Below are 25,261 nucleotides of genomic sequence, written 5' to 3'. Positions count from 1 at the left end.
GAATTAATCCACCCAATCGCAATGGACCCAGGTCTACGTTTTGCGATCCGTGAAGGTGGTCGTACTGTAGGTGCGGGTGTTGTTGCTAAAGTAACAGCATAATTATAGAATGTGTTAAACAGGTCGAGAGCTTTGGCTCTCGTTCTGTTTTGTAGGTCAGTAGTTCAATTGGTAGAGCGTCGGTCTCCAAAACCGAATGTTGGGGGTTCGAGTCCCTCCTGGCCTGCCACTTTTTTTAAAAAAGCTTGATGTCGGCTAATCTAGTCATATAATAAGTCGCGAATTCTACGACGAGTACAAAAATGTCGAATGATAAATCGCGTGACGCATTAAGCGACGCGCCAATCCCTCAAAGAAATAATTCTGCTGAAGTTGTTCAATCGAGTTCTCCATTAGACTACGTGTTGTGGGGTATCGCTTTGATTTTATTCATCGCTTCGATGATGGTGAATCAGCATCTTCCTGCGTATTGGGCACCAGCCAATGATATTTGGGTGCGTGTTGGGGTAATTTTGGCTTGTATCGTTGTGGCTTTAGGTTTATTATACGCCACCCATCAAGGCAAAGGCTTTGTTCGTTTGCTTAAAGATTCACGTATTGAGTTACGTCGAGTCACTTGGCCTACTAAACAGGAAACTGTAACAACGTCATGGCATGTATTGATTGTTGTTGTAGTCACTTCAATTGTATTGTGGTGTTTTGACTATTTGTTAGGCTGGGCAATCAAGTTAATTATCGGGTAAAAGAGCTATGAAACGTTGGTACATTATTCATGCCTACTCAGGTTATGAAAAACAAGTGATGCGTTCGCTTAATGATCGAATCCAGCGTAGCGCTGTTGCCGATAGCTTTGGTGAAGTCCTTGTTCCTACCGAAGAAGTGGTAGAAATGAAGGATGGTAAGAAACGTAAGTCAGAGCGTAAGTTCTTTCCAGGCTATGTATTGGTTGAAATGGAAATGAACGATGAAACTTGGCACATTGTTAAAGAGTGTCCAAAAGTTTTAGGTTTTATTGGTGGTACAGCAGAAAAGCCTGCCCCAATTACGCAAAAAGAAGCTGACGCGATTCTTGCACGTGTACGCAATACTGGTGAAGCACCTCGTCCGAAGACGATGTTTGAACCAGGCGAAGAATTACTTGTGATTGATGGTCCATTCACCGACTTTAAAGGCGTGGTGGAAGAAGTTCAATACGAGAAGTCACGTTTAACGTTGACAATTAATGTGTTTAATCGACCTACTCAGGTTGAGCTGGAATTTCGTCAAGTCGAAAAATCCGTTTAAGTTTGAGTGGTTGGAAAACGCCCGATTTATGATGAATCGGGCATTGTTGTTGTAACGGTATCGTTACTTAAAATATTGGGGAGCCTAGCGGCGTTTGTACCCAGAGGTAATTTGAAATGGCTAAGAAGATTGACGGCTATATCAAGCTGCAAGTTCCAGCTGGTAAAGCGAATCCATCTCCACCAATTGGTCCTGCATTAGGTCAACGTGGTGTTAACATCATGGCATTCTGTAAAGAATTCAATGCTGCTACACAAAAAGTTGAACCAGGTTTGCCAATTCCTGTAGTGATCACTGTGTACAACGACAAGTCGTTCACATTCATCATGAAAACTCCTCCTGCTGCAATTCTTCTTAAGAAAGCTGCAGGCATTCAAAAGGGTTCAGCTGTACCTAACAAAAACAAAGTTGGTAAGTTGACTCGTGCTCAATTAGAAGAAATCGCGACTACTAAAGAACCAGATTTAACTGGTGCTGATTTAGAAGCACGTGTGCGTACCATTGCTGGTTCTGCACGTTCTATGGGCTTGGATGTGGAGCTATAAGACATGGCAAAGTTAACTAAACGTCAAAAAGCCATTGCTGCTGCTGTAGAAGCAAACAAAGTTTACACTTTGGAAGAAGCAGTTGAAGTTCTAAACAACCTTCCTGCTGCTAAATTCAAAGAATCTTTGGATGTTGCGGTAAACCTAGGTGTTGACCCACGTAAATCTGATCAGGTTGTTCGTGGTGCGACTACACTTCCTGCAGGTACTGGTAAAACTGTACGTGTAGCTGTTTTCGCTCAAGGTGCTGCTGCAGAAGCTGCTAAAGCTGAAGGCGCAGACGTAGTTGGTTTCGACGACTTAGCTGAAAGCATTCAAGCGGGTAACCTTGACTTTGACGTTGTGATTGCAGCTCCGGATGCAATGCGCGTAGTAGGTAAGTTGGGTACGATTCTTGGTCCACGTGGCTTAATGCCAAACCCTAAAGTGGGTACTGTAACTCCTGACGTTGCGACTGCAGTTAAAAATGCAAAAGCAGGTCAAGCGCGTTACCGTGTAGACAAAGCGGGTATTATCCACGCTGCGATTGGTCAAGTTGGCTTTACTGCTGAAGCAGTTCGTTCAAACGTTGAAACCTTAGTTGCTGACTTGAAAAAGTTAAAGCCTGCAACTTCTAAAGGCGTATACATCAAAAAGATCACTTTGAGCTCTACTATGGGTCCTGGTCTTGTTATTGATGTACAGAACGTTTCTAACTAAGTCTGACTTAGAAAGAATTTTAAAGTCCTGAAAAGTCTCCTTCTCCCTCTGGGAGAAGGTCGGGATGAGGGTTAAACCTCTCCCTAACCCTCTCCTAGCAGGAGAGGGGGACATTCAGGCGGACTTTGAATTGGTAAATGAGAATTTATCAGCGTCAAAGACCTCAGGCGAGAGTAGTTTTATGCTGCTTTCTTAATCTTCCAGCCTGGGTAGACGCGGTGGTGTGATTTATTCCTCCTCCGCGTGTAAGTTCAGCAATGAATTTACGAATTGGGAGTGTGCTTCACGTAAGCACATAAATCACCGTTAGGAGGTTTTACAATGGCTCTTCTTATCGAAGACAAAAAACAGATCGTAGCAGAAGTTAACGAAGTTGCTTCTAAAGCGTTCTCTGCTGTTGTTGCTGACTATCAAGGTATGAGCGTTGAGCAATTAACGGCTCTACGTGTTGAAGCGCGTAAATTAGGTGTTACTACACGTGTTGTACGTAACACTTTGGCTAAACGTGCTTTTCAAGATACGCAATTCACGATCTTGAACGACAACCTTGTTGGCCCAACAATTTTAGCTTTCTCAACTTCTGAAGACGACATGGGTGCAGCTGCACGCTTGTTCGAAGAATTCGCTAAAACGAATAAAGCATTTGAACTTAAAGCTGCTGCATTTGACGGCAAACTTTATCAAGGTGCTGAAGTTAGCGTAATTGCGAATCTTCCGAACCAAGAAAAAGCGCTTACTATGCTTGCAAACGTTCTTCAAGCTCCTATTTCGAAATTGGGTCGCCTTATTACTGCGCTCAAAGAGAAAAACGAGTCAGAAGCTGCATAAGCTTAAATTTATTTCCACACCATTCAATTTCCATTTGGAGTTATTCTCATGGCTTTAACTAACGAAGAAATCTTAAACGCAGTTGCTGAAAAAACTGTTCTTGAACTTGTTGAACTTATCTCTGCTTTTGAAGAGAAATTCAATGTATCAGCTGCTGCTGTTGCTGTTGCTGCTGCTCCAGGCGCTGGCGCTGCTGCTGCAGAAGAGCAATCTGAATTCAACGTTGAGTTGACTTCTTTCGGTGCGAACAAAGTTGCTGTAATTAAAGCAGTTCGTGAAGCTACTGGCCTTGGTCTTAAAGAAGCTAAAGACATCGTTGAAGGCGCTCCTTCAGTGATCAAAGAAGCTGTTTCTAAAGAAGAAGGTGAAGAGCTTAAGAAGAAACTTGAAGAAGCTGGTGCTACAGTTACACTTAAGTAATCTTAAGGGGAGTCGATTTTTTTATAATCGACTCCAAAAAATGGCTGATGGCTCTTGGGTCATCAGCCTTTTTGCGTTACAATTATCGGCTCGATTTTTGTTTGAATGATGGGAAAACCATCGAAAACAATATAAATCAATAAAATCAAACGCTTACCAATATTTTTCCACATTTAAAAATATTGTTAAGCGTTTTAATACCACTAAAAATTGCAGCATTTGTAAAGAGTGGTGGCCATATCGGCCTGCGTAATTCCTTCTAAACCCGTTCTGCAGGCGGGTTTAGTTTACTTTCCGAGGACTCCAGATGGCATACTCATATACCGAAAAGAAACGGATCCGTAAGAATTTTGGTAAATTGCCCCAAGTAATGGATGCACCGTACTTGCTTTCGATTCAAGTCGACTCGTACCGTACTTTCCTTCAAGATGGCAAAACTCCAAAAAGCCGCGAAGATATCGGTCTCCAAGCCGCATTTCGTTCAGTTTTTCCTATAGAAAGTTATTCTGGCAATGCTGCTTTAGAATTTGTTGAGTATAGTCTTGGTAAGCCTGAGTTTGATGTACGTGAGTGTATTCTTCGCGGCTCAACTTATGCGGCACCAATGCGCGTAAAAATTCGTTTGATCATTAAAGATCGTGAAACGAAATCAATCAAAGATGTGCGTGAGCAAGAAGTCTACATGGGCGAAATGCCATTGATGACGGATAACGGTACCTTTGTGATTAACGGTACTGAGCGTGTAATTGTTTCTCAATTACACCGTTCACCAGGCGTGTTCTTTGACCACGATAAAGGTAAGACCCACTCGAGCGGTAAAGTGTTGTATTCAGCACGCATTATTCCTTACCGTGGCTCATGGTTAGACTTTGAATTCGATGCCAAAGACCTCGTTTATGTGCGTATTGACCGTCGTCGTAAATTGCTTGCGACTGTAGTGTTGCGTGCATTGGGCTATAGCAATGAACAAATCCTAGACTTGTTCTTTGAGAAAGTACCTGTCTATTTAGACATGGGTAGCTACCAAATTGACCTTATCCCAGAACGCTTACGTGGCGAAATGGCACAATTTGACATCACTGATACTGACGGCAAAGTGATTGTTGAGCAAGGTAAACGCATTAATGCGCGTCACGTACGTCAAATGGAAGCAGCTGGTCTTGAGAAGCTTTCAGTTCCTGATGAGTACTTGTACGAACGTATTACTGCAGAAGACATCCAGCTAAAAGATGGCGATGTAATTGCTGCAAACACCTTGTTAAGCCATGAAATCATGGTGAAACTTGCAGAAGGTGGTGTTAAACAATTTAACATCCTATTCACCAATGACATCGACCGTGGTTCGTTCATTGCGGACACCTTACGTGCAGATACAACTGTTGGTCGTGAAGATGCTTTGGTAGAAATCTACAAAGTGATGCGTCCAGGTGAGCCACCGACGAAAGAAGCCGCTGAAAATCTGTTCAATAACTTGTTCTTCTCTTCTGAGCGTTATGATTTATCGCCAGTAGGTCGTATGAAGTTCAACCGTCGTTTGGGTCGTCCTTACGAAGTGGGTACAGATCAGAAATCACGTGAAGTTGAAGGTATTTTGTCTAACGAAGACATTACCGATGTACTTAAAACATTGATCGAAATCCGTAACGGTAAAGGTGAAGTCGACGATATCGACCACTTGGGTAACCGTCGCGTACGTTCAGTGGGCGAGATGACTGAAAACCAATTCCGTGTTGGTTTGGTACGTGTTGAGCGTGCTGTAAAAGAGCGTTTGTCACAAGCTGAAACAGACAACCTGTCTCCGCAAGATTTAATCAATGCGAAGCCAGTGGCTGCTGCAATCAAAGAATTCTTTGGTTCAAGCCAATTGTCTCAGTTCATGGACCAAAATAACCCGTTGTCTGAAATTACCCACAAGCGTCGCGTATCTGCGCTTGGTCCAGGTGGTTTGACACGTGAACGTGCAGGCTTTGAGGTACGTGACGTACACCAAACTCACTATGGTCGTGTGTGTCCAATTGAAACGCCTGAAGGTCCAAACATTGGTTTGATCAACTCGCTTTCTGTTTATGCAAAATGTAATAATTTTGGCTTCTTGGAAACGCCATACCGTAAAGTGGTTGATGGTCGTGTAACCGATGAGGTTGAGTATTTATCTGCAATTGAAGAAGTGGGCACGATCATTGCGCAAGCGGACTCAAGCGTAGACCAAGATGGCAATTTAACAGAAGAATTCGTATCTGTACGTCACCAAGGTGACTTCGTGCGTATGCCGCCAGAGCGCGTGACGCACATGGACGTTTCTGCACAGCAGGTTGTATCTGTAGCAGCATCACTGATTCCATTCCTTGAGCACGATGACGCCAACCGTGCCTTGATGGGATCGAACATGCAACGTCAGGCTGTTCCGACGCTTATCGCTGATAAACCACTTGTGGGTACAGGGATGGAAGCGAACGTAGCACATGACTCAGGTGTATGTGTGATTGCAAACCGTGGTGGTCGTATTGAATATGTCGATGCTTCACGTGTAGTCATTCGTGTGAACGAAGAAGAAATGATCGCGGGTGAAGCAGGTGTAGATATCTACAACCTGATCAAATACACACGTTCAAACCAAAACACTTGTATTAACCAAAAAGTTTTGGTGAAGATGGGTGATAAGGTAGGTCGTGGTGATGTATTGGCTGACGGTCCATCTACAGATGGCGGTGAGCTTGCACTCGGTCAGAACATGCGTGTCGCGTTCATGACTTGGAATGGCTATAACTACGAAGACTCGATCTTGCTTTCTGAGCGTGTACTTCAAGAAGACCGTTTAACTTCGATTCACATTCAAGAATTGTCATGTGTTGCACGTGATACCAAATTGGGTGCGGAAGAAATCACAGCTGATATTCCAAACGTGGGCGAAGCTGCACTGTCTAAACTAGACGAGTCTGGTATCGTTTACATTGGTGCTGAAGTGACTGCAGGCGACATTCTTGTTGGTAAAGTAACGCCTAAGGGTGAAACTCAGTTAACGCCTGAAGAAAAATTGCTTCGCGCAATCTTTGGTGAAAAAGCAGCAGATGTGAAAGATTCATCATTGCGCGTTCCATCAGGTACTAAAGGTACTGTGATTGACGTTCAAGTCTTTACTCGTGATGGTTTAGAGAAAGATGAACGTGCGCAAGCGATTGAAAAAGCACAGCTCGATGCATATCGCAAAGACTTGAAAGAAGAATACAAAATCTTTGAAGAAGCAGCGCGTGAACGTATTATCCGCTTATTGAAAGGTCAAGAATCTAACGGTGGCGGTACAACTAAACGTGGCGACAAACTTTCTGAAGATGTGTTGTCTGGTTTAGAGTTAGTTGATTTACTTGAAATCCAACCAAGTGATGAAGCAATTGCTGAACGTTTAACTCAAATTCAAACTTTCTTGAAAGAGAAGAGCTCTGAAATTGATGAGAAATTCGCAGAGAAGAAACGTAAGCTTTCTACAGGCGATGAACTCACTACGGGCGTCTTGAAAGTTGTTAAAGTTTATCTTGCTGTTAAACGTCGCATCCAACCGGGTGACAAGATGGCGGGTCGTCACGGTAACAAAGGTGTAGTATCAAACATCTTACCTGTAGAAGACATGCCGCACGATGCTAACGGTGTACCAGTGGATATCGTATTGAACCCGCTAGGCGTACCATCGCGTATGAACGTGGGTCAGATTCTTGAAACACACTTGGGTATGGCAGCCAAAGGCTTGGGTGAGCAAATTGATAAGATGCTCAAACAACAACGTGAAATTGCTGAACTACGTGAGTTCCTAGACAAGATTTATAACAAAGTTGGTGGCGAGCAAGAAGATCTTGACAGCTTAACTGATGATGAAATCTTGGTATTGGCTGGCAACTTACGTGCAGGTGTTCCATTGGCTACTCCAGTATTTGATGGTGCTGAAGAAGGTCAAATCAAAGAATTGCTTGAACTTGCTGAATTACCACGTTCTGGTCAGACCGTATTGTATGATGGACGTACAGGCGAGAAATTCGACCGTCCTGTGACTGTAGGTTATATGTACATGCTCAAACTTAACCACTTGGTGGATGACAAGATGCACGCACGTTCTACAGGTTCTTACTCACTTGTAACGCAACAGCCGTTAGGTGGTAAGGCACAATTCGGTGGTCAGCGTTTCGGTGAGATGGAAGTCTGGGCACTTGAAGCATACGGTGCTGCTTATACGCTGCAAGAAATGCTCACTGTGAAGTCGGATGACGTTGAAGGTCGTACCCGCATCTATAAGAACATTGTAGATGGCAACCATTATATGGATCCGGGCATGCCTGAATCATTTAACGTATTGACCAAAGAGATCCGTTCTTTAGGTATCAACATTGAACTGAAAAATGGTGACTAAGTAACCATTGTATCCCCCTTGCGAAGCCAAGCTTCTCACCGTTTTAAATGGGCAAGGGTGGATGATTCAGTTAAAAAACAATATTTGTGACCCAGTTGGGATGTGAAAACAGCCTCCCAGCACACGGAGAAAAAAATTGAAAGACTTGCTCGATATCATGCGCAAAAAGACGGATTCAGACGGTCATGCTCCAGTAGAGTTTGACCGCATCCGTATTGGTCTTGCGTCACCAGAAATGATTAAGTCATGGTCTCACGGTGAAGTTAAAAAGCCAGAAACCATTAACTATCGTACGTTTAAGCCTGAACGTGATGGTTTATTCTGTGCCAAAATTTTTGGTCCAGTAAAAGATTACGAATGCTTGTGTGGTAAATACAAGCGTATGAAATACAAAGGCGTCATTTGTGAAAAATGTGGCGTTGAAGTAACGACTGCAAAAGTTCGTCGTGAGCGTATGGGTCACATCGAACTCGCTTCTCCAGTTGCACACATTTGGTTCTTGAAATCATTACCAAGCCGTATTGGTTTATTACTTGATATGACTTTACGTGATATCGAGCGCGTATTGTATTTCGAATCTTATGTGGTTACTGACCCAGGTATGACGCCATTTGAGAAATATCAACTTCTCAATGACGAAGAATACTTCAATGCTCTAGAAGAGCATGGTGATGAATTCACTGCGAAAATGGGTGCTGAAGCAGTTCAAGACTTGTTAAAAGACATCGATCTTGAAGCTGAAATTGCTCGTTTACGTGAAGAAATTCCACAAACAACTTCAGAAACTAAGCTGAAAAAAGCCTCTAAGCGTTTGAAGTTGATGGAAGCGTTCAAAGAGTCGAACAACAAGCCTGAATGGATGGTGATGAATGTACTGCCTGTACTTCCACCAGATCTTCGCCCGTTGGTTCCACTTGAAGGTGGTCGTTTTGCGACTTCTGACTTGAACGATCTTTATCGTCGTGTGATTAACCGTAACAACCGTTTGAAGCGTCTTCTTGACCTTGCAGCGCCAGACATCATCGTACGTAACGAAAAACGTATGTTACAAGAGTCTGTTGATGCCTTGTTAGATAACGGTCGTCGTGGTCGTGCAATCACAGGTTCAAACAAGCGTCCGCTTAAATCTTTGGCAGATATGATCAAAGGTAAGCAAGGTCGTTTCCGTCAAAACTTACTTGGTAAGCGTGTTGACTATTCAGGTCGTTCGGTGATTACCGTTGGTCCAAACCTACGTTTACACCAGTGTGGTCTTCCGAAGAAAATGGCACTTGAACTGTTCAAGCCATTCATCTTTGCAAAATTACAAGCTTCAGGTCAAGCAACCACCATTAAAGCTGCGAAGAAAATGGTTGAGCGCGAAACCCCAGAAGTTTGGGATGTACTTGCATCTGTAATTCGTCAACACCCAGTGATGTTGAACCGTGCGCCTACACTTCACCGTTTAGGTCTTCAAGCATTTGAACCGATCCTGATTGAAGGTAAAGCCATCCGTTTACACCCACTCGTTTGTGCTGCGTTCAACGCTGACTTCGACGGTGACCAAATGGCGGTACACGTACCATTAACACTTGAAGCGCAATTAGAAGCGCGTGCGTTAATGATGTCGACCAACAACATCTTGTCTCCTGCGAACGGTGAGCCAATCATCGTACCATCTCAGGACGTTGTCTTGGGCTTGTATTACATCACGCGTGATGCAATCAATGCCAAAGGTGAAGGCATGGTGTTTGCAGATACGCACGAAGTAAACCGTGCACTTGCAACGGGTCAAGTTGACTTACACGCTCGCGTAAAAGCACGTGTACACCAAACCGTAATCAATGAAAATGGTGAGCGTGAGCAACAAACTATTGTTGTAGATACGACACCAGGTCGCTGCTTGCTTTGGGAAGTTGTGCCTGAAGGTTTAAGCTTCGAGCAAATTAACCTAGAGATGAACAAAAAGAACATCTCAAAGTTAATCAACTCTTGCTACCGTAAATTAGGTCTAAAAGACACGGTTATTTTTGCAGACCAATTGATGTACTTGGGCTTCCGTCAAGCGACACGTTCAGGTGTTTCTGTGGGTATGGAAGACATGGTTATTCCACCACAAAAACAAGCAATTATTGAAAAAGCAGAAACTGAAGTTCGTGAAATTGAACAACAGTTCGAGCAAGGCTTCGTAACTGCGGGTGAGCGTTATAACAAAGTGGTCGATATTTGGGCACGTACCAACGACCAAGTTGCTAAAGCGATGATGGACAACTTGTCATTCACAACTGTGAAAAACAAACAGGGTGAAGACGAGAAGCAAAAATCATTCAACTCGATCTACATGATGTCGGATTCAGGTGCGCGTGGTAGTGCGGCACAGATTCGTCAGTTGGCGGGTATGCGTGGTTTGATGGCGAAACCAGATGGTTCGATCATTGAAACGCCAATTAAAGCGAACTTCCGTGAAGGTTTGACGGTACTTCAGTACTTCATTTCAACTCACGGTGCGCGTAAAGGTTTGGCCGATACCGCATTGAAAACAGCGAACTCAGGTTACTTGACACGTCGTTTGGTTGACGTTGCACAAGACTTGGTAATTACTGAGCCAGATTGCGGTACTTATGGCGGTTTAGTGATGACACCATTCATTCAAGGTGGTGATGTCATTGAAAACCTTGGTACGCGTGTATTAGGTCGTGTAACTGCAGAAGATGTGAAGAAAGCGGGTTCAGACGAAGTTATTCTGCCACGTAACACACTCATTGATGAAAAACTTGCTAACTTCTTGGAAGAGCAAGGTGTCGATGAAGTAAAAGTACGTTCAGTGGTATCTTGTGAATCGACCTTTGGTGTATGTGCGAAGTGTTATGGTCGTGACCTAGCACGTGGTCACTTGGTGAATCCAGGTGAATCTGTGGGTGTAATGGCTGCTCAATCGATTGGTGAGCCAGGTACACAGTTAACCATGCGTACATTCCACGTGGGTGGTGCGGCAAGCCGAACTTCTGCAGCCAATAGCGTACAAGTGCGTAACAAAGGTTCAGTACGTTTCCATAACGTGAAAACTGTACAACACGCTAAAGGTCACTTGGTATCTGTTTCACGTTCAGGTGAAATTGGTATTGCCGATGAGTTAGGTCGTGAGCGTGAGCGTTATAAACTGCCATACGGTGCGTCAATCTTGCTCAAAGATGGCGAAGCGGTAGAAGCTGGCGGTATTGTGGCGACTTGGGATCCACACACGCATCCACTTGTGACCGAAGTTGCGGGTAAAATCCGTTTCAGCCAAATTGCTGATGGCGTGACTGCAACCTCGAAAACTGATGATGCAACAGGTATGACCACAGTTGAAATCTTGCCAGTGACTTCACGTCCTGCGTCAGGTAAAGACTTACGTCCTGCTGTGGTATTAGACACTGTGGATGGTGGCGAACAGTTCTACTTCTTGCCACAGAACACGATTCTTTCTGTCCGTGATGGCGAAAATATCGGTGTGGGTGACGTTATTGGTCGTGTACCACAAGAATCTTCACGTACTCGTGATATTACCGGTGGTTTACCACGCGTTGCAGACTTATTTGAAGCACGTAAACCAAAAGAGCATGCGATTCTTGCAGAAGTGTCAGGTATCGTGAGCTTTGGTAAAGAAACCAAAGGTAAGAACCGTTTAGTGATTACACCAGATGATGGCTCTGAGATTTACGAAGAGTTGATTCCAAAATGGCGTAACATCAACGTGTTTGAAGGTGAGCATGTGAACCGTGGTGAAACCATTTCTGATGGTCCACAAAACCCACATGACATCTTACGCTTGAAAGGTGAAGTGGCATTAACCAACTACATCGTGAACGAAGTTCAAGACGTTTACCGCTTACAAGGTGTAAAAATTAACGATAAGCACATTGAAGTCATCGTGCGTCAAATGTTGCGTAAAGTTGAAATCACCGATGGTGGCGATACGAGCTTCATCAAAGGCGAACAAGTGGATTACATTCGCGTGGTACAAGAAAACCAAGCTGTACTTGCACAAAACAAGTTCCCAGCGAAGTTTGAACGTCAATTGATGGGTATCACCAAAGCATCGCTTTCAACAGACTCGTTCATTTCTGCTGCATCGTTCCAGGAAACTACACGTGTGTTAACTGAAGCGGCTGTAACAGGTAAAGAAGATGATTTACGTGGCTTGAAAGAGAACGTTGTTGTGGGTCGTTTGATCCCAGCAGGTACGGGTCTTGCTTACCACTTAGAGCGTCGTCGTCAAGAAGCTGAAGCTGCTGAATTGGCATTAGTGAATGATTTCTCTGATGTAGATCAAGCATTAAGCCAAGCATTTAGCGATGAATTTAACGATCTCTAATTCGTTTTAAAGCATCATTTAAAGACGCCTTTCGAGGCGTCTTTTTTTTGCCAACGTTTTAGTTGCATATTTTGCTTTAATAAAGCCGCAATATTGCATATAGTGAATTAAGAACAATTTAAAAATATCAAGAAAACTAAGGGGATAGCTTATGCAATTTAGAGGACTGACACTGTGTTTATCGACAATGCTACTGAGTGTGTCTGTTTCGGCTGCACCAATGCCAAACAGCATTGTGGTGAAAGACAAAGCCATTGTGCCTATTCTAAAAACTGAAGTGATTCGTACAGTGACAGGTGAAAAGCCTATACGCCATGTAGAAGCCACGATTTTTGAAGTGAGCAATCAGGGTAAAGATATTGTGGCAAAGGAAGTTGTTTTTGATGATGATCAAGCACAGTTTTCAGAGAAACAATTGGGTATTCCTGTGATTCAAAAAGGCGGGGTGATTGTACCAACCTCAAAAATTGAGTTGAATAAAACCCTAAAGCAGGATGGTAAAGTCATTTCTGAAGTGAAAACGATTGATGCAGAAGGCATGGAATATAAGCAGGGGCAGGCGCCAATTCATCGCACATTAAAACTGGATCGGGTCAAAACGCCTGAAAGCAAAGAAACAGTTTCTCATGCTGTGTTTACTGAAGATGGTAAAACCACACGTGATGTGGTGGTACTTGAAGAAGAGGGTACAGAATCCTTTATGATGCCTTAAGCATTTTACAGAAATACTCATATCTTACTGTGCTTGGTAACAGATTTTTCAAAGTTGATGCCGCAAGATGCACTACACTTAAAATCAACAACAGCGGGGAGACATCGCGATGAAAAAAGTATTTAGCGTATTGGCAGTTGCAACTGTATCGACCATGTTAATGGCGGGTTGTGAGAGCATGAGTTCAAATGACCAACGTATTGGTGCAGCAGCATTAGGCGGTGCCGTTGGTGGCGCAGCGGGTAACAGCGTAGGTGGTAGTGTTGGTGCAGCAGCAGGCGCAGGTGCAGGTGCAGCAGTTGGAAGTAAAACCCAAGATGGTTCTAACCGTAACGCAACCTATAGTGGAATTGGCGGTGCGATTGGTTCAATTTTAGGTAAAGAAGTGATAGGTGGTAATGCAGGCGCTGCAATCGGTGGTGCTGTTGGTGGTGGTGCTGGTGCAGCCATCGAGCAAAAGCGTTAATCTGAATACGAACAGCCATGCCATCCTACTGAAGTATTTATATTTCAGTACATCCAACGCAGAGTCTTATGATTCTGCGTTTTTTATGCGCTAGCTGAAAAATTAATGCGTTTGGATAAATTGATTGACTGCTTGAGTATAAGCATTATTTTGTCCCAATGACTTGTTGATTTCAGCATGTGAAAGTCGGACAGGCAATAACTGGGTTTGAGTTCCGAATTTCTGTGCTTGTTGAATAAATTGTCGAGCTTGAGTACAGGGTTGATCTGCACGGATGGTTGAGCACACCGCGAGAAATGCAGGTAAAGCTTGATGTAGCTGAGCTATCGGAGAAAGGGCTTTCCAGTTGGAAGGTTGATCACCAAAGGCTTGATCATAAAAACGTGCATGACGTGTTTGCATTATCTTTTCTATATCATAAGCCGCGCTATCTAAAGCAACTGTAGCACGCCAAGGCTGTGGCTGGGGTGCCAGCCAATGGGGGCGAACGGTTAATAGACTGACCAGGTGTGCGCCCGCAGAATGTCCCATCAGCACCAAGCGTTTTGAGTCAGCATGCCAATGCGGTGCCTGATTTTGGATATAAATAAGCGCTTGGGCGATATCCTGAGTTTGCTGCTGTACGGTCACATCTGGAACTAATCTATAGTTGATAGACACAAAAATCCAGTTTTGCTTGGTCCAGTAACTCAGCTTATTTTTGACCACAGCAGCATGATTTTTATCACCCATTTTCCAAGCACCGCCATGGACCATCATCATGAGCGGGGCTGGTGTTTGATCTGTGAGTACTTTGGCAGGGAAATAGACATCCATCACTTGTTGAGGATGAGATCCATAAGCCACATTTTTCAAAGTTTGGACTTTGGTAAATGTATTCGGCACCAAAGCATGGAGGGATGTCGATGAATAGAAACAAAGTAGGGAAAAGATTGGCACAAGATTTTTTTTCATTTTAATAATCCTTTAATTTTAAATATTATCAATGTTTATAATTTTTATGATCCACTGATGTATCAACAGTAATACGTTAATTGATTCATACCTGCTTAAAAAGAGTAGAGAAGTTTGTCGGTGACATTGATCTTTTTGTCTTTTGATTAAAATAATATTACCAACAACGCAGAATCATTAGATTCTGCGTTTTTATGTGAGCTAAAAATTACGTTGCTACGGCTTTGGGCTTTTTACGTCGGATATATAACGTTTTATGCACTTCTGCAATTCGTACACCTGATTCATCGACAATATTGAGCGTATATTGACGTGTCAGAGGCGCATAGTCTTCTGCGATCTGTTTGATTTCCTCGACTTCAGCGGCACTCAGGCGAATATCGGCATACACCGTACTGCGTCCTGGGGCGAGGAAATGAATCGTTGCCGCTTTATCCCAAACAATATATGTTGAACCCAAGTGATGCATCAGAATGAGCATATAAAATGGATCGACCATGGAATAGAGGCTGCCGCCAAAATGTACGCCGACAATATTTTGATTTTTGCGGGTGAGTGGCATTTTGACACGGACATGGTGGTTGGCTAAATCGATTTGATCAATTTCAATACCTGCACCGCGATAGGGTGCATAACGATTTAAAAAATATTTAGAAATAAGTGGAATACTTTGTAGTTTTTTAAGCAGATTCATATGATTTTAACTATATCTTTCAAGTCTGGATGCCTTATATTAGTCTAAAATTTAGGCATCAATATGGCATGTTTTGTTATGCTGAGTGCAACAAAGGTGAATAAAAATAAAAAAGATGTATATGCAAGCGCAAACGCAATGGGTTGAAACCTCTGATCGTCAACAGCTTTATGTCAAAACCTGGGGTGAAAAAACAGCACCTGCATTGATTTTGCTGCATGGCTATCCAGATAACCAAGTAGTCTGGAAACGCGTGATTGCCGTGTTGGTACAAGATTTTTATGTGGTGAGTTACGATGTACGTGGTGCGGGACAATCCTCCATTCCCAAATCCATTCGTGCCTATAGCTTGGCTCAATTGGCTGCAGATTTAATGGCTGTTGCTAATGCCGTTTTGGGGCAGCGTGCATTTCACTTGGCAGCTCATGACTGGGGTTCAATTCAGTCTTGGGAAGCTGTAACTGATCCAGATTTAAAAGGACGAATTTTATCTTACAGTACTATTTCAGGCCCATGTTTGGATCATGCAGCGTTTTGGATGCGTAAGCATTTTTCTGAAAATAAAATTAAATTTTTCAAACAAATGCGTAAATCTTGGTATATTGCCACCTTTCAACTTCCTGCACTTGCACCTACAGTTTGGCAGTTCTTTCAACCTGAACAATGGCGTCAGGTGGTGATGCGTTTAGAACGTGATCAAGATATTCCGGTCAATCCTAATATCCGTAAAGATGGGCGATATGGCGTCAATTTATATCGCGCTAATTTTATGCCACGTTTATTGAAGCCGCGGCAGCGTTACGCAATTTGCCCTGTGCAGGCTATTGTCTTGAAATATGATCAATTTGTAGGTGCTGAATTGATTGATGAAATGTCGCATTGGGTAGATGATTTTCAACGTGTGGAGTTGGCTGCTAATCACTGGGCGATTCTTAGTCAGCCGCAAGCGGTTGCTACTGCCATCCGTGATTTTGCTTTAGGTCATGCAAATTCACATGCTGCAGCAATTTAAATCAGAAACGCTTGTCGGAGTTGAATGTTTGGTCAACTCCAATCTGCATAATCTCTGATAAAATAGCTTCTTTTTTGAATTTTCATCTCTTATGTTCGCAATTCTTGCTGCCATTGCAATCATGTTCGGATTGTCGTTGGCTCGTGTGCCTGTGGTTTTTGCCTTGGTTATTGGTGCAGTTTCAGGTGGTTTACTGGCTGGTTTAGGCTTACAAGGCACTTTAGATGCGTTTAATAATGGCTTAGGTGGTGGTGCAAAAATTGCCCTTGCTTACGGTATTTTAGGTACATTTGCTTTGGCTTTGGCACGTTCAGGTTTGCCTGACTTATTGGCCTACAAACTGATTCGCACTTTAACAGGTAGCAGTAATACTAAGGTACAGAACCGCGTTAAATATCTGATTTATTTTACTGTGGCTTTGGCAGCGGTATTTTCACAGAACTTAATCCCTGTACACATTGCATTTATTCCTGTATTGATTCCACCTTTATTAAGTGTTTTCAATCATTTAAACTTAGACCGTCGTGCAGTGGCTTGTTTGCTGACTTTTGGTTTGGTTGCCACCTATATGTTTGTTCCTTTCGGTTTTGGTGCAATCTTCCTGAATGATATTTTGGCGCACAATATCAACACCTTTGGTGCTCCGTATGGTTTTGCCATTCAAAATGAAGATATTCCTTCTGCTATGTTTATTCCTGTATTTGGAATGTTCATAGGTCTATTGATCGCGTTGTTTGTGAGCTATCGTAAGCCTCGACATTATCAAGATGTGCAGGTAGAGCGTACCCAAAGCATTTCGAGTGAGCTCAATGCAAATACCGCCGCGCCAACCCTACAAGCGCCTCAGATTGCAAAATTTACCTTGTGGATGGCAGTGTTTGCGATTATTGCAACCTTGGCGGTGCAATTGTATTCAGATTCGATGATTCTGGCAGGTTTGGTGGGTGTTGCCATTTTAAGCTGTGCGGGAATTTTCAAATGGAAAGAAGCAGATGATGTGATCATTACAGGTATGCGTATGATGGCACTCATCGGCTTTATTATGATTGCTGCACAAGGTTTCGCTTCAGTGATTGAAGCGACTAATCAAGTGCCTGCTTTGGTAGAAGCGTCGGTGGAATGGATTGGCAATAGCAAAGCTTTGGCTGCATTTTTAATGTTATTGATTGGTTTGTTAATCACCTTGGGGATTGGCTCATCTTTCTCTACCGTGCCTATTTTAGCGATTATTTATGTGCCTTTATGTTTGCAGTTCGGTTTTAGCCCTGCAGCAACCATTGCGATTATTGGTACAGCAGCAGCCTTAGGAGATGCGGGTTCTCCAGCATCGGATTCAACCTTGGGGCCAACTTCGGGTTTAAATATGGATGGGCAGCACGACCACATGAAGGACAGTGTGGTACCGACTTTTATTCACTTTAATATCCCATTGATCATTTTTGGTTGGATTGCAGCGATGGTGCTGTAAATCATCACCAAAATGCGTAAGCGCACGTGTTCAGAATAGGCTGGGCACGTTGCAGCACAGTGTTAAAACAACAAAAAAATATACTTCAATTTCATCCTCACATCTGCCGATTGCATCTCAATACACGATTTTAAATCTCTAAACAAAATAGTCCGTTTTCATTGTTTTCAGCTTCGTATATTAGAATGAAGGTGATTTTAATTCTCTTTATTTAATTTTAATAATTTTTATTAATTTCCTGTGATTTAAAAATATAAAACCTGAGTGAATTAATCAATTTAAAATAAATTTGTTTTAATTTTTAAATAAATATAAGATGTATTTCAAATAAACCTTTTAATATATTTTTTAAGTAAAATTGAGTAATATAGTCGGGAAATAATAATATAAACTTTATTAATTAACTCGGGTTTTAAAACCAAGTAATTTGGTCTATTTAAAATAAATTTATATAATAATGAATAGTTTATAAAATAATTAAAATATTATGTTTAATATGTGTTGCATATTAATAGTGGTCGTGTTTAATATTAATTAAGCGTTAAGATTTTTATTCTAAAGGTGGTTTTGAAATGTTAAAGCATGTTGCTCTAATTGCATTAATGGGAATGTCTGCTTCTGCTATGGCAGGTCAATGGCAAGTTAAAGTTGGTGGTTCTGTAATTTCTCCAACTCAAGATACTACAGTACCAAACGTTGGCCATTTTGAAGCTGACCACGAATATGCATTTACACCATCTGTAGAATATTTCTTTAATGACAATATCTCTGCAGAATTATTGTTGGCGACACCAATCAGCCATGATGTAGCTTACGAGGGCGAGAATGCTGTTAAAATTAAGCATTTACCGCCAACGTTAACGGCTAAATATCACTTTAAAAATTCAACCCGTTTCACGCCATACATTGGTGTCGGTGGTACTGCATTTGTAGCATGGGATGAAAAAACATCAGGTGATTTAGCTGCCTTGAAAGTAAAAGTTAAAGAAGATTTTGGTTTTGCAGGTCAAATCGGTTTTAACTTCCAACCTGCCGATGCTAAAAACTGGGGCGTATTCTTTGATGCTCGCTATGCACAGCTTAGTCCAGAAGTAAGTGTTGAAGGAACACCTATTAAATTCGATTTAGACATCGACCCAATGGTGTACACCATCGGTTATAGCTACAAATTTTAATTATAAAAAGTAGCTCTTTATAATAATAAAAATCAGCGCAACCCCATCTTTATGATGGGGTTTTTTATCGCAAAAAATAACAAATGTATCGAATGAAAAAATTGAGTGCATGTGCCATGTTCATTTACAGTCTGAAAGATAAAGTAAAGAACGATAAAGAAGGAATTAATTCATGTTGATAAAATACGGTTGGCCTATATGTGTTGGTTTAATGCTGAGTGTCGCGGGGCATGCGGCGAGTTTTTCTTGTGAGAAAGCCAGAACACCAACAGAACATGCCATTTGTGAACATCGTGCGGTCAATGATGCCGATGTGAAAATGGCAACCACCTATCGTATTGTTAGCCGTTTGGTCGCTATGGGGACGCGTTCACAAATTCGTGATGAACAATTTCGTTGGTTAGAATTGCGTGATCGTTGTGGTACTTCAGTCGATTGTTTAACCCAAGTGTATAATTTGCGTCAGCAGAAATTAGAGGATCATTTAAATCAGGTCTATCAACGTGCACCTTTTTAAATTTTTCTGGGTTTAGGCTTGAAAAATTAGGCAATCACTCCAATTCATAAACACATCCAACAATAACCATGTTTATGAATTTAAGGAGTGATGAATGAGCGAGCACAGCCAAAAACACAGTTTCCAAGCCGAAGTGGCGCAGTTATTACATTTGGTGACCCATTCTCTTTATTCCAACCCTGAAATTTTCTTGCGTGAACTGATTTCTAACGCATCGGATGCCTGCGACAAATTACGTTTTGAAGGCATCAACCATCCTGAATATTATGAAAATGATCCAGATTTACGTGTGCGTATCCGCTTAGATCAAGACAAGAAAACCCTGACCATTTCAGACAATGGCATTGGTTTAAGTCAGCAGGATGCGATTGAGCATTTGGGTACCATTGCCAAATCGGGCACCAAAGACTTTATGTCAAAATTGACGGGCGATCAAAAAGCCGGTGCGCAATTGATTGGTCAATTTGGTGTGGGTTTCTATTCAGGTTTTATCGTGGCAGATAAAATTACTGTGGAATCACGCCGTGCAGGATTGGCTGCAGATGAAGCCGTGCGTTGGAGCAGTGCGGGTACTGGCGAGTTTGATGTTGAGCAAATTCACAAAGCAGAACGGGGTACCGATATTATTCTGCACTTGCGTGAAGATGCACTGGATTATTTAGAAAGCTACAAAGTTAAGCAGATCATCAATAAATACTCTGATCACATCAGTTTGCCAATTCAAATGCAGAAAGAAGTATGGCAGCAAGAAGAAGCAGCTGAAGGTGAAACGCCGAAAGCAGGTCAGTATGTGAAAACTGATGAATGGGAAGCAATTAACTCGGCCAGTGCGTTGTGGACGCGCAATAAAAACGAAATTAGTGAAGAACAGTACATCGAATTTTATAAAAACCTCAGTCATGATTTTGACGCACCATTGGCATGGGCGCATAACCGCGTTGAAGGCAGTACTGAATACACCCAGTTGTTGTATGTGCCAAGTAAAGCACCGCACAACATTTTTACTCGTGAAGCCAAAGCGGGGATTAAATTGTATGTGAAGCGCGTATTTATTATGGATGAGGCAGAGAACCTGATTCCAAATTATCTGCGCTTTGTGCAAGGTGTGGTGGATAGCGCCGATTTGCCATTGAACGTGAGCCGTGAGTTATTGCAAGAAAGCCGTGATGTTAAAACCATCCGCGAAGGCAATACCCGTCGTGTGTTGACCATGTTGGACAATTTAGCCAAGTCTGAAGATGAAAAAGACCAAGAAAAATTTAAGCAATTCTATCAAGAATTTGGTTCAGTTTTAAAAGAAGGCTTAGGCGAAGACTTTGGCAACCGTGAACGTATCTTGAAATTATTACGCTACGCTACTTCAAGTAATGATGACATCAGTACCTCATTGGCGGACTATAAATCGCGGATGAAAGAAGGTCAGAAAGCCATTTACTACGTTACGGCAGACAACTTGAACGCAGCAAAGCATTCTCCACAGTTGGAGTTGTTTAAGAAAAAAGGCATTGAAGTGTTGTTGATGGCAGAACGCGTAGACGAGTGGGCGATGAACTTTGTGCAGGAGTTTGATGGCACGCCAATGCAAAACGTATCTAAAGGTGCGGTTGATTTAGGCGATCTACAAGATGCTGAAGAGAAGAAAGCTTTAGACGCGGCTGCAGAACAATTTAAACCTGTGGTTGAGCAATTGTCTGCATCTTTAAGCGGTAAAACCAAAGAAGTGCGTGTGACTACACGTTTGGTTGATTCTCCTGCTTGTTTGGTAACAGGTGAAGGTGAACTGTCACCACAATTGATTCGTATGTTGAAGGACGCAGGGCAAGCTGTACCTGATATGAAGCCAATTTTGGAAATCAACCCAGAGCATCCTTTGGTGAAAAAATTACAGGATTCCAATCAATTTGATGATTTGGCGCATGTGATTTTTGATCAGGCTGTGATTGCTGAAGGTGGTTTGCCTGAAGACCCTGCGGAATATGTGAAACGTATTAATAGCTTACTGTTAAAGTAAGTCTGTTTTCACATGAACGTGATCGATGATGTGTTGTGCAAATAATGCATCGTCATCTTGCAAGATCATCTTGCAAAAAAACCAAGTCCTGTTCGCAAGACTTGGTTTTTTAATTTGGCTTGATTGTAGATGTTACCTATTTAGAAAATGGCTTCTAAACGCACTAAAGCACCGAGATAATGATTACGATCTGCACGATCATCATTTAAATAATTGACATCGCCCTGAATAAAGAACCATTCACGTAAAAATGGTTGACGCCAGGAGACAAATGGCCCCCAACGATTTAAACGTAAGTCATCATCGTGATAATAACCGCCTGTATAAATACCATAGTTAAAGCGGTTGCCTGCAAAGAATTGATGTTGTCTAAAGGTGTAGTTGTCCCAAACCAAATCATCATCTTGTTCATCGGCATAGGTCAGGCTAAATTGATTAGACAAGAAAGCCTGATTAGGTCGGGCGTGCGTGAGCTCCAAGTTAGTTCTGAGATAATTTTCACTGTCGATGCCATAACGGTAAATTTGTTCGGCATGAAAAGAGAAATCATTTTCCAAAGTCCAGTCTTTAGAGGCTTTTAAACGCAGATAAATATCATCGCCAGAACGTACCCCTAAATCGACATCTGTTTCAAAAGGCAGGCGATCGGCAAAGTTTGACCAACGTAATGCCAAAGAACTGTTGTCTTCACGGCTACGTTTGCTGTCTACGGTTTTGTCTGCGTCATGCGCTGGGTTTTCGTTGGTAATGGCAATGTTATTTTGCAATTCGTTATCGAGCGAGTCATCACCAAATACCACACTGAGTTTATTTTCAAGCGCAGGTAGTTTGATTTTGCCACGAATACGAGGTTTGACTTCATATTCATTATGCTTATCCCAACTGCTATCGACCAAAACCCGCAAAGTGGCTGAGGCAGGCTGTTCAGGACTTGGTTCACCAAACCAGTTATCCAGTTTATGTGCTGTTTTATCTGCCCAATTGCGAATATTTTTTTGACGTTGATCGAACCAAGTTAAATGTTCCGTTTCTGCGGTGGGAGGTACAATGGATTCATTGGATTGTTCGGGTAACACCGTCGGTGTGGCATCAATCCAACGTGGAATCGTGTAATAAAAACCGTTTTTATCTGCTGCACTTGGCGGAGCGACAGGCAATTCATAAGGTGGCAGTGGCGTATGGGCTTGATCCACTGCTTGAGTTGATTCTTGTGCAAAAGTGGTGCCTGCGACCCCACTTAAGAGACAGCTTAATATAAAAGGCGATGTGTGCTTTATTCTTGACATTATTTACTGATCTTTAAGCCATTTTTGTTAGTGTTGAAAATCTATGAGATAAAAGCAAGACTTGGCTACAAAATCATAATATAAACGGCAGTTTTTAGGCAGAAACCTCTTTTTCTTGATACATTTGAAGTGCTTGGCATAACTGCAAAGCATCAATCGGTTGCTGTAATTGGGAGATGACTTTTTGAATCATTTGCCAACTAATACCTTGTTGTCGATCTAATAAAATGTGCGGTATAGCTTGTTCAGTACGGGACAGTTGTAAGCGCTTTTGACCATGAATCACACGAATTTTTTGTCGTTCTTTCAGTAAAATCAAAGGGGTATGACTCTGTGCTTCACTTTCTTCAAACTGAATAAACTTAGTAGTTTGAATGTGCTGTATCGGAATGAAAGGAAAATAATGCTCTTGCTGCCACACGATTTGAGCATCATGACTATAGCATTGAAAAAGCTGATCGAAATCAAATAAATGTTCTTGTAATTTTTCCCAAGAAATTTCACGTATTGCTGCAATTTCATGTTCAAACTGTTGGCAAAAGTTTTGAGTCAAACGAATCGCTTGCATTTGATCTAATGCGCCAAGCAGTACCACATATTTAATAAAGCGTCCTTGCGTATTGGTTTGTTCTGCCAAATATACCGCACGCGCCAACACCTGTTGCTGATCTTCTTCGGGATCAGACAAATGCACCAATACATCGGCATATTGCGTGACTTCTGGCGCTTCAGGCAAAAAGACCCGATACAACTGTGCTGACTCATTTTGGCTAAGATTGAGCGCAGAAATGGGGCAACTATATTGGCTTAACAATAGATTATAAGCTGGGGTGGTGCTTGGTTTTGGCGTGACAGCTGTTATTGGTGGGGCAGTATCTATTGTCGTTGTGTCAGGCTGAGTTGTATTCAGTATTGCGTTGGAAATGATCGTTTGGTCTGCTGTCGGTTCAATTGTAAGTTCATCTTTAGCCACGTCCACAACTTGAGTATCAGACGAGGCAACTTCTTCTGTAGCGATGTGGTCTGTAATGAATTCAAATTGAATTGGCGAATCTACAGCTTTATTTTCTTCCAAGTCTGCAGTGACAAAGACTGGCTGAGTTTGCGCAGCTTCTAGAACTGCAGCTTGTTTCAGTTCTGCATCGGTTTGAAGGCAGTGATACTGTTGCTGCTGTTCCAACATCCAGCGATAGACCTGCTCTAAATCTTGAAATTCGCTTAGCAGAGCAGTGCGGTCTGCAGCAGGAATTAACCAAATTTGCCAACCTGCTCTCGGTTGATACAAAATCGCCCAACCTGCTTCAGGCTGTTGATAAAGTGCTGTTTCAAGTGCTTCAAGTTGTGTAAATACGCCACGTAAAGATTGTGCATATAAACTTTGTTCTGCAAAAGTTACCGCAGTTTGAATTGGATTTTGTGAGGCTTTAAATGTGAGCAACTGTTTTTGAAAAATCGGTTTATCGCACAGCATAAAAATTTCTTTAATGCATGCTTTGGCTTTGGCTGTTTCATACAGACTGAGTCTTTTATGCGTTAAAGCATCAATTAAGTCGCGTAATTCTTTAATCAACAGTGATTTTTCTAGTGTATTCATTGATGCATACTTAAATATGTTGTTGTGCTTTTTCCAAATAATCTGCCAAGACAATATTCAGAGCCAATTCAATCAATTTATATTCTGCCGATTGTGGTTGAGGATAGCGTTTGGCTAATTCGATTAAATGGCTGACCTCAATCGCTTGAGGTGGAATTTTTCTTTGTATAAGTGCTTGAAGTTGTTGCATAGGCATCTGCTATAGCAATGAAAACAAAATCACTTTAATTATATGGATTTAATTAAAAAATACATGCTAAAAATTGTCAGCTTTTGTGCTTTTTTAGACATTATTGACAAAAAATGCGCTTTTTATATGAAAAATAATCAAAAAAATTTAAATCGCAGTGCCAAAAAAGTACTGGCAATTGGGTAGGACACAGTTTTTAGATGTTGTATGGACGATTTAAAGCAAATTTAGCACTAGAAAAACAAACAGCAGCCTGATTTAGACTGCTGTTTGGGGAGAGAAATGGGAGAGATTAATACAGCTAAAATTAGTGGATAAAACGCGTAACTTAAGCTGCCTTTTGCAAAGTTGGTTCATTTACAACAGCTTCAGATGCAGCCGATTCTGTATTCACTTTTTGAGTTGGAAAATCAGGTACATGCACAATTTGAGCAGATACATTTGCAGCAATTGCTAAAAGTGAAACCATCAAAACAGATTTAAACATATTCATGGGAATATCCATCCAAAGTGTTAATGTCTAGGCAGAAGAATAGACATCGTAGGGAGATCAAACGAAATAAAAAATTCACATGAATCATAACAAAGTTTAAAATTTACAAAATGATCATTTCGGCAATTATTTTAAAAATAGCAATATAAAACAATGTATTAGAGTTTTAACTCTAGTTTTT

21 protein-coding genes, 1 tRNA gene and 1 pseudogene are annotated in these 25,261 nt (G+C 41.9%); 17 read left to right on the top strand and 6 right to left on the bottom strand.

From position 1 onward, the window contains the following. The 12 genes and pseudogenes from CF596_RS09865 to CF596_RS09810 form a co-directional block, all read left to right on the top strand. A pseudogene (locus CF596_RS09865) lies at positions 1-102 on the top strand (elongation factor Tu); the annotation flags it as partial. A 51-nt stretch (positions 103-153) separates the two neighbouring features. Further along, positions 154-229, top strand: a tRNA-Trp gene (locus CF596_RS09860). 73 nt (positions 230-302) lie between these two features. Continuing rightward, positions 303-743 (top strand): preprotein translocase subunit SecE, encoded by a 441-nt coding sequence (secE, locus tag CF596_RS09855; protein ID WP_004975769.1) that lies wholly within the window; start codon positions 303-305, stop codon positions 741-743. A 7-nt stretch (positions 744-750) separates the two neighbouring features. After that, positions 751-1,284, top strand: coding sequence for a transcription termination/antitermination protein NusG (nusG, locus tag CF596_RS09850; RefSeq protein WP_004975770.1), 534 nt, complete (start codon positions 751-753; stop codon positions 1,282-1,284). A gap of 116 nt (positions 1,285-1,400) precedes the next feature. After that, the gene (gene rplK, locus CF596_RS09845; RefSeq protein WP_004975771.1) at positions 1,401-1,829 is read left to right on the top strand and encodes a 50S ribosomal protein L11; all 429 of its coding nucleotides are present in this window, start codon (positions 1,401-1,403) and stop codon (positions 1,827-1,829) included. A gap of 3 nt (positions 1,830-1,832) precedes the next feature. Then, positions 1,833-2,528: a 50S ribosomal protein L1 gene (rplA, locus tag CF596_RS09840; RefSeq protein WP_004975774.1), complete on the top strand. Its 696-nt coding sequence runs from the start codon at positions 1,833-1,835 to the stop codon at positions 2,526-2,528. A 321-nt stretch (positions 2,529-2,849) separates the two neighbouring features. Further along, a complete protein-coding gene (gene rplJ, locus CF596_RS09835) occupies positions 2,850-3,356 on the top strand; it encodes a 50S ribosomal protein L10 (protein WP_096902333.1) in 507 nt (168 codons plus the stop codon). Between the two features lie 48 nt (positions 3,357-3,404). After that, positions 3,405-3,776 carry a 50S ribosomal protein L7/L12 gene (gene rplL, locus CF596_RS09830; RefSeq protein ID WP_004975779.1) on the top strand — a complete coding sequence of 124 codons (372 nt, stop codon included), beginning with the start codon at positions 3,405-3,407 and terminating at the stop codon, positions 3,774-3,776. Positions 3,777-4,083: 307 nt separating this feature from the next. After that, positions 4,084-8,172: a DNA-directed RNA polymerase subunit beta gene (gene rpoB / locus CF596_RS09825; RefSeq protein WP_096902332.1), complete on the top strand. Its 4,089-nt coding sequence runs from the start codon at positions 4,084-4,086 to the stop codon at positions 8,170-8,172. 136 nt (positions 8,173-8,308) lie between these two features. Continuing rightward, positions 8,309-12,508, top strand: coding sequence for a DNA-directed RNA polymerase subunit beta' (gene rpoC / locus CF596_RS09820; RefSeq protein WP_096902331.1), 4,200 nt, complete (start codon positions 8,309-8,311; stop codon positions 12,506-12,508). A 151-nt stretch (positions 12,509-12,659) separates the two neighbouring features. After that, on the top strand, positions 12,660-13,220 hold the full coding sequence (locus CF596_RS09815) for a hypothetical protein (protein WP_096902330.1): 561 nt from the start codon (positions 12,660-12,662) through the stop codon (positions 13,218-13,220). Between the two features lie 109 nt (positions 13,221-13,329). Beyond that, on the top strand, positions 13,330-13,686 hold the full coding sequence (locus tag CF596_RS09810) for a DNA transfer protein p32 (RefSeq protein WP_096902329.1): 357 nt from the start codon (positions 13,330-13,332) through the stop codon (positions 13,684-13,686). Between the two features lie 102 nt (positions 13,687-13,788). On the opposite strand, the gene CF596_RS09805 is transcribed toward CF596_RS09810, so the two are convergent. Continuing rightward, entirely contained in the window at positions 13,789-14,640 is an 852-nt protein-coding gene (locus CF596_RS09805; RefSeq protein WP_096902328.1) for an alpha/beta hydrolase, read from the bottom strand. 208 nt (positions 14,641-14,848) lie between these two features. Beyond that, positions 14,849-15,334, bottom strand: coding sequence for a DUF4442 domain-containing protein (locus CF596_RS09800; protein WP_096902327.1), 486 nt, complete (start codon positions 15,332-15,334; stop codon positions 14,849-14,851). Positions 15,335-15,455: 121 nt separating this feature from the next. Here CF596_RS09800 and CF596_RS09795 point away from each other — a divergent pair, with 121 nt between their 5' ends. The 5 genes from CF596_RS09795 to htpG all read left to right on the top strand — a co-directional run bounded on the left by CF596_RS09795 (position 15,456) and on the right by htpG (position 21,517). Continuing rightward, complete coding sequence (locus tag CF596_RS09795; protein WP_096902335.1) at positions 15,456-16,346, top strand: alpha/beta fold hydrolase; 891 nt, start codon at positions 15,456-15,458, stop codon at positions 16,344-16,346. Positions 16,347-16,437: 91 nt separating this feature from the next. Beyond that, positions 16,438-17,814, top strand: a complete 1,377-nt coding sequence (locus tag CF596_RS09790; protein ID WP_096902326.1) for a Na+/H+ antiporter NhaC family protein — start codon at positions 16,438-16,440, stop codon at positions 17,812-17,814. A 572-nt stretch (positions 17,815-18,386) separates the two neighbouring features. Then, on the top strand, positions 18,387-18,989 hold the full coding sequence (locus CF596_RS09785) for an OmpW family outer membrane protein (RefSeq protein WP_096902325.1): 603 nt from the start codon (positions 18,387-18,389) through the stop codon (positions 18,987-18,989). Between the two features lie 172 nt (positions 18,990-19,161). Beyond that, complete coding sequence (locus CF596_RS09780) at positions 19,162-19,506, top strand: hypothetical protein (RefSeq protein WP_096902324.1); 345 nt, start codon at positions 19,162-19,164, stop codon at positions 19,504-19,506. 94 nt (positions 19,507-19,600) lie between these two features. Next, positions 19,601-21,517 carry a molecular chaperone HtpG gene (gene htpG / locus CF596_RS09775; RefSeq protein WP_096902323.1) on the top strand — a complete coding sequence of 639 codons (1,917 nt, stop codon included), beginning with the start codon at positions 19,601-19,603 and terminating at the stop codon, positions 21,515-21,517. 140 nt (positions 21,518-21,657) lie between these two features. Here the strand turns inward: htpG and CF596_RS09770 are convergent, their stop codons facing one another. The 4 genes from CF596_RS09770 to CF596_RS14760 all read right to left on the bottom strand — a co-directional run bounded on the left by CF596_RS09770 (position 21,658) and on the right by CF596_RS14760 (position 25,080). Beyond that, positions 21,658-22,803 carry a hypothetical protein gene (locus CF596_RS09770; RefSeq protein WP_096902322.1) on the bottom strand — a complete coding sequence of 382 codons (1,146 nt, stop codon included), beginning with the start codon at positions 22,801-22,803 and terminating at the stop codon, positions 21,658-21,660. Positions 22,804-22,897: 94 nt separating this feature from the next. After that, on the bottom strand, positions 22,898-24,397 hold the full coding sequence (locus CF596_RS09765) for a hypothetical protein (protein WP_096902321.1): 1,500 nt from the start codon (positions 24,395-24,397) through the stop codon (positions 22,898-22,900). Positions 24,398-24,407: 10 nt separating this feature from the next. Continuing rightward, a complete protein-coding gene (locus CF596_RS09760; RefSeq protein WP_004975807.1) occupies positions 24,408-24,587 on the bottom strand; it encodes a hypothetical protein in 180 nt (59 codons plus the stop codon). 328 nt (positions 24,588-24,915) lie between these two features. Further along, positions 24,916-25,080 carry a hypothetical protein gene (locus tag CF596_RS14760; protein ID WP_171324961.1) on the bottom strand — a complete coding sequence of 55 codons (165 nt, stop codon included), beginning with the start codon at positions 25,078-25,080 and terminating at the stop codon, positions 24,916-24,918. Positions 25,081-25,261 lie beyond the last annotated feature (181 nt).

Source organism: Acinetobacter sp. YT-02 (assembly GCF_002412355.1).
Lineage (GTDB): Bacteria > Pseudomonadota > Gammaproteobacteria > Pseudomonadales > Moraxellaceae > Acinetobacter > Acinetobacter towneri.
The sequence above is the reverse complement of the archived record's forward strand: the minus strand, read 5'-3'. Positions and strand labels throughout refer to the sequence as shown.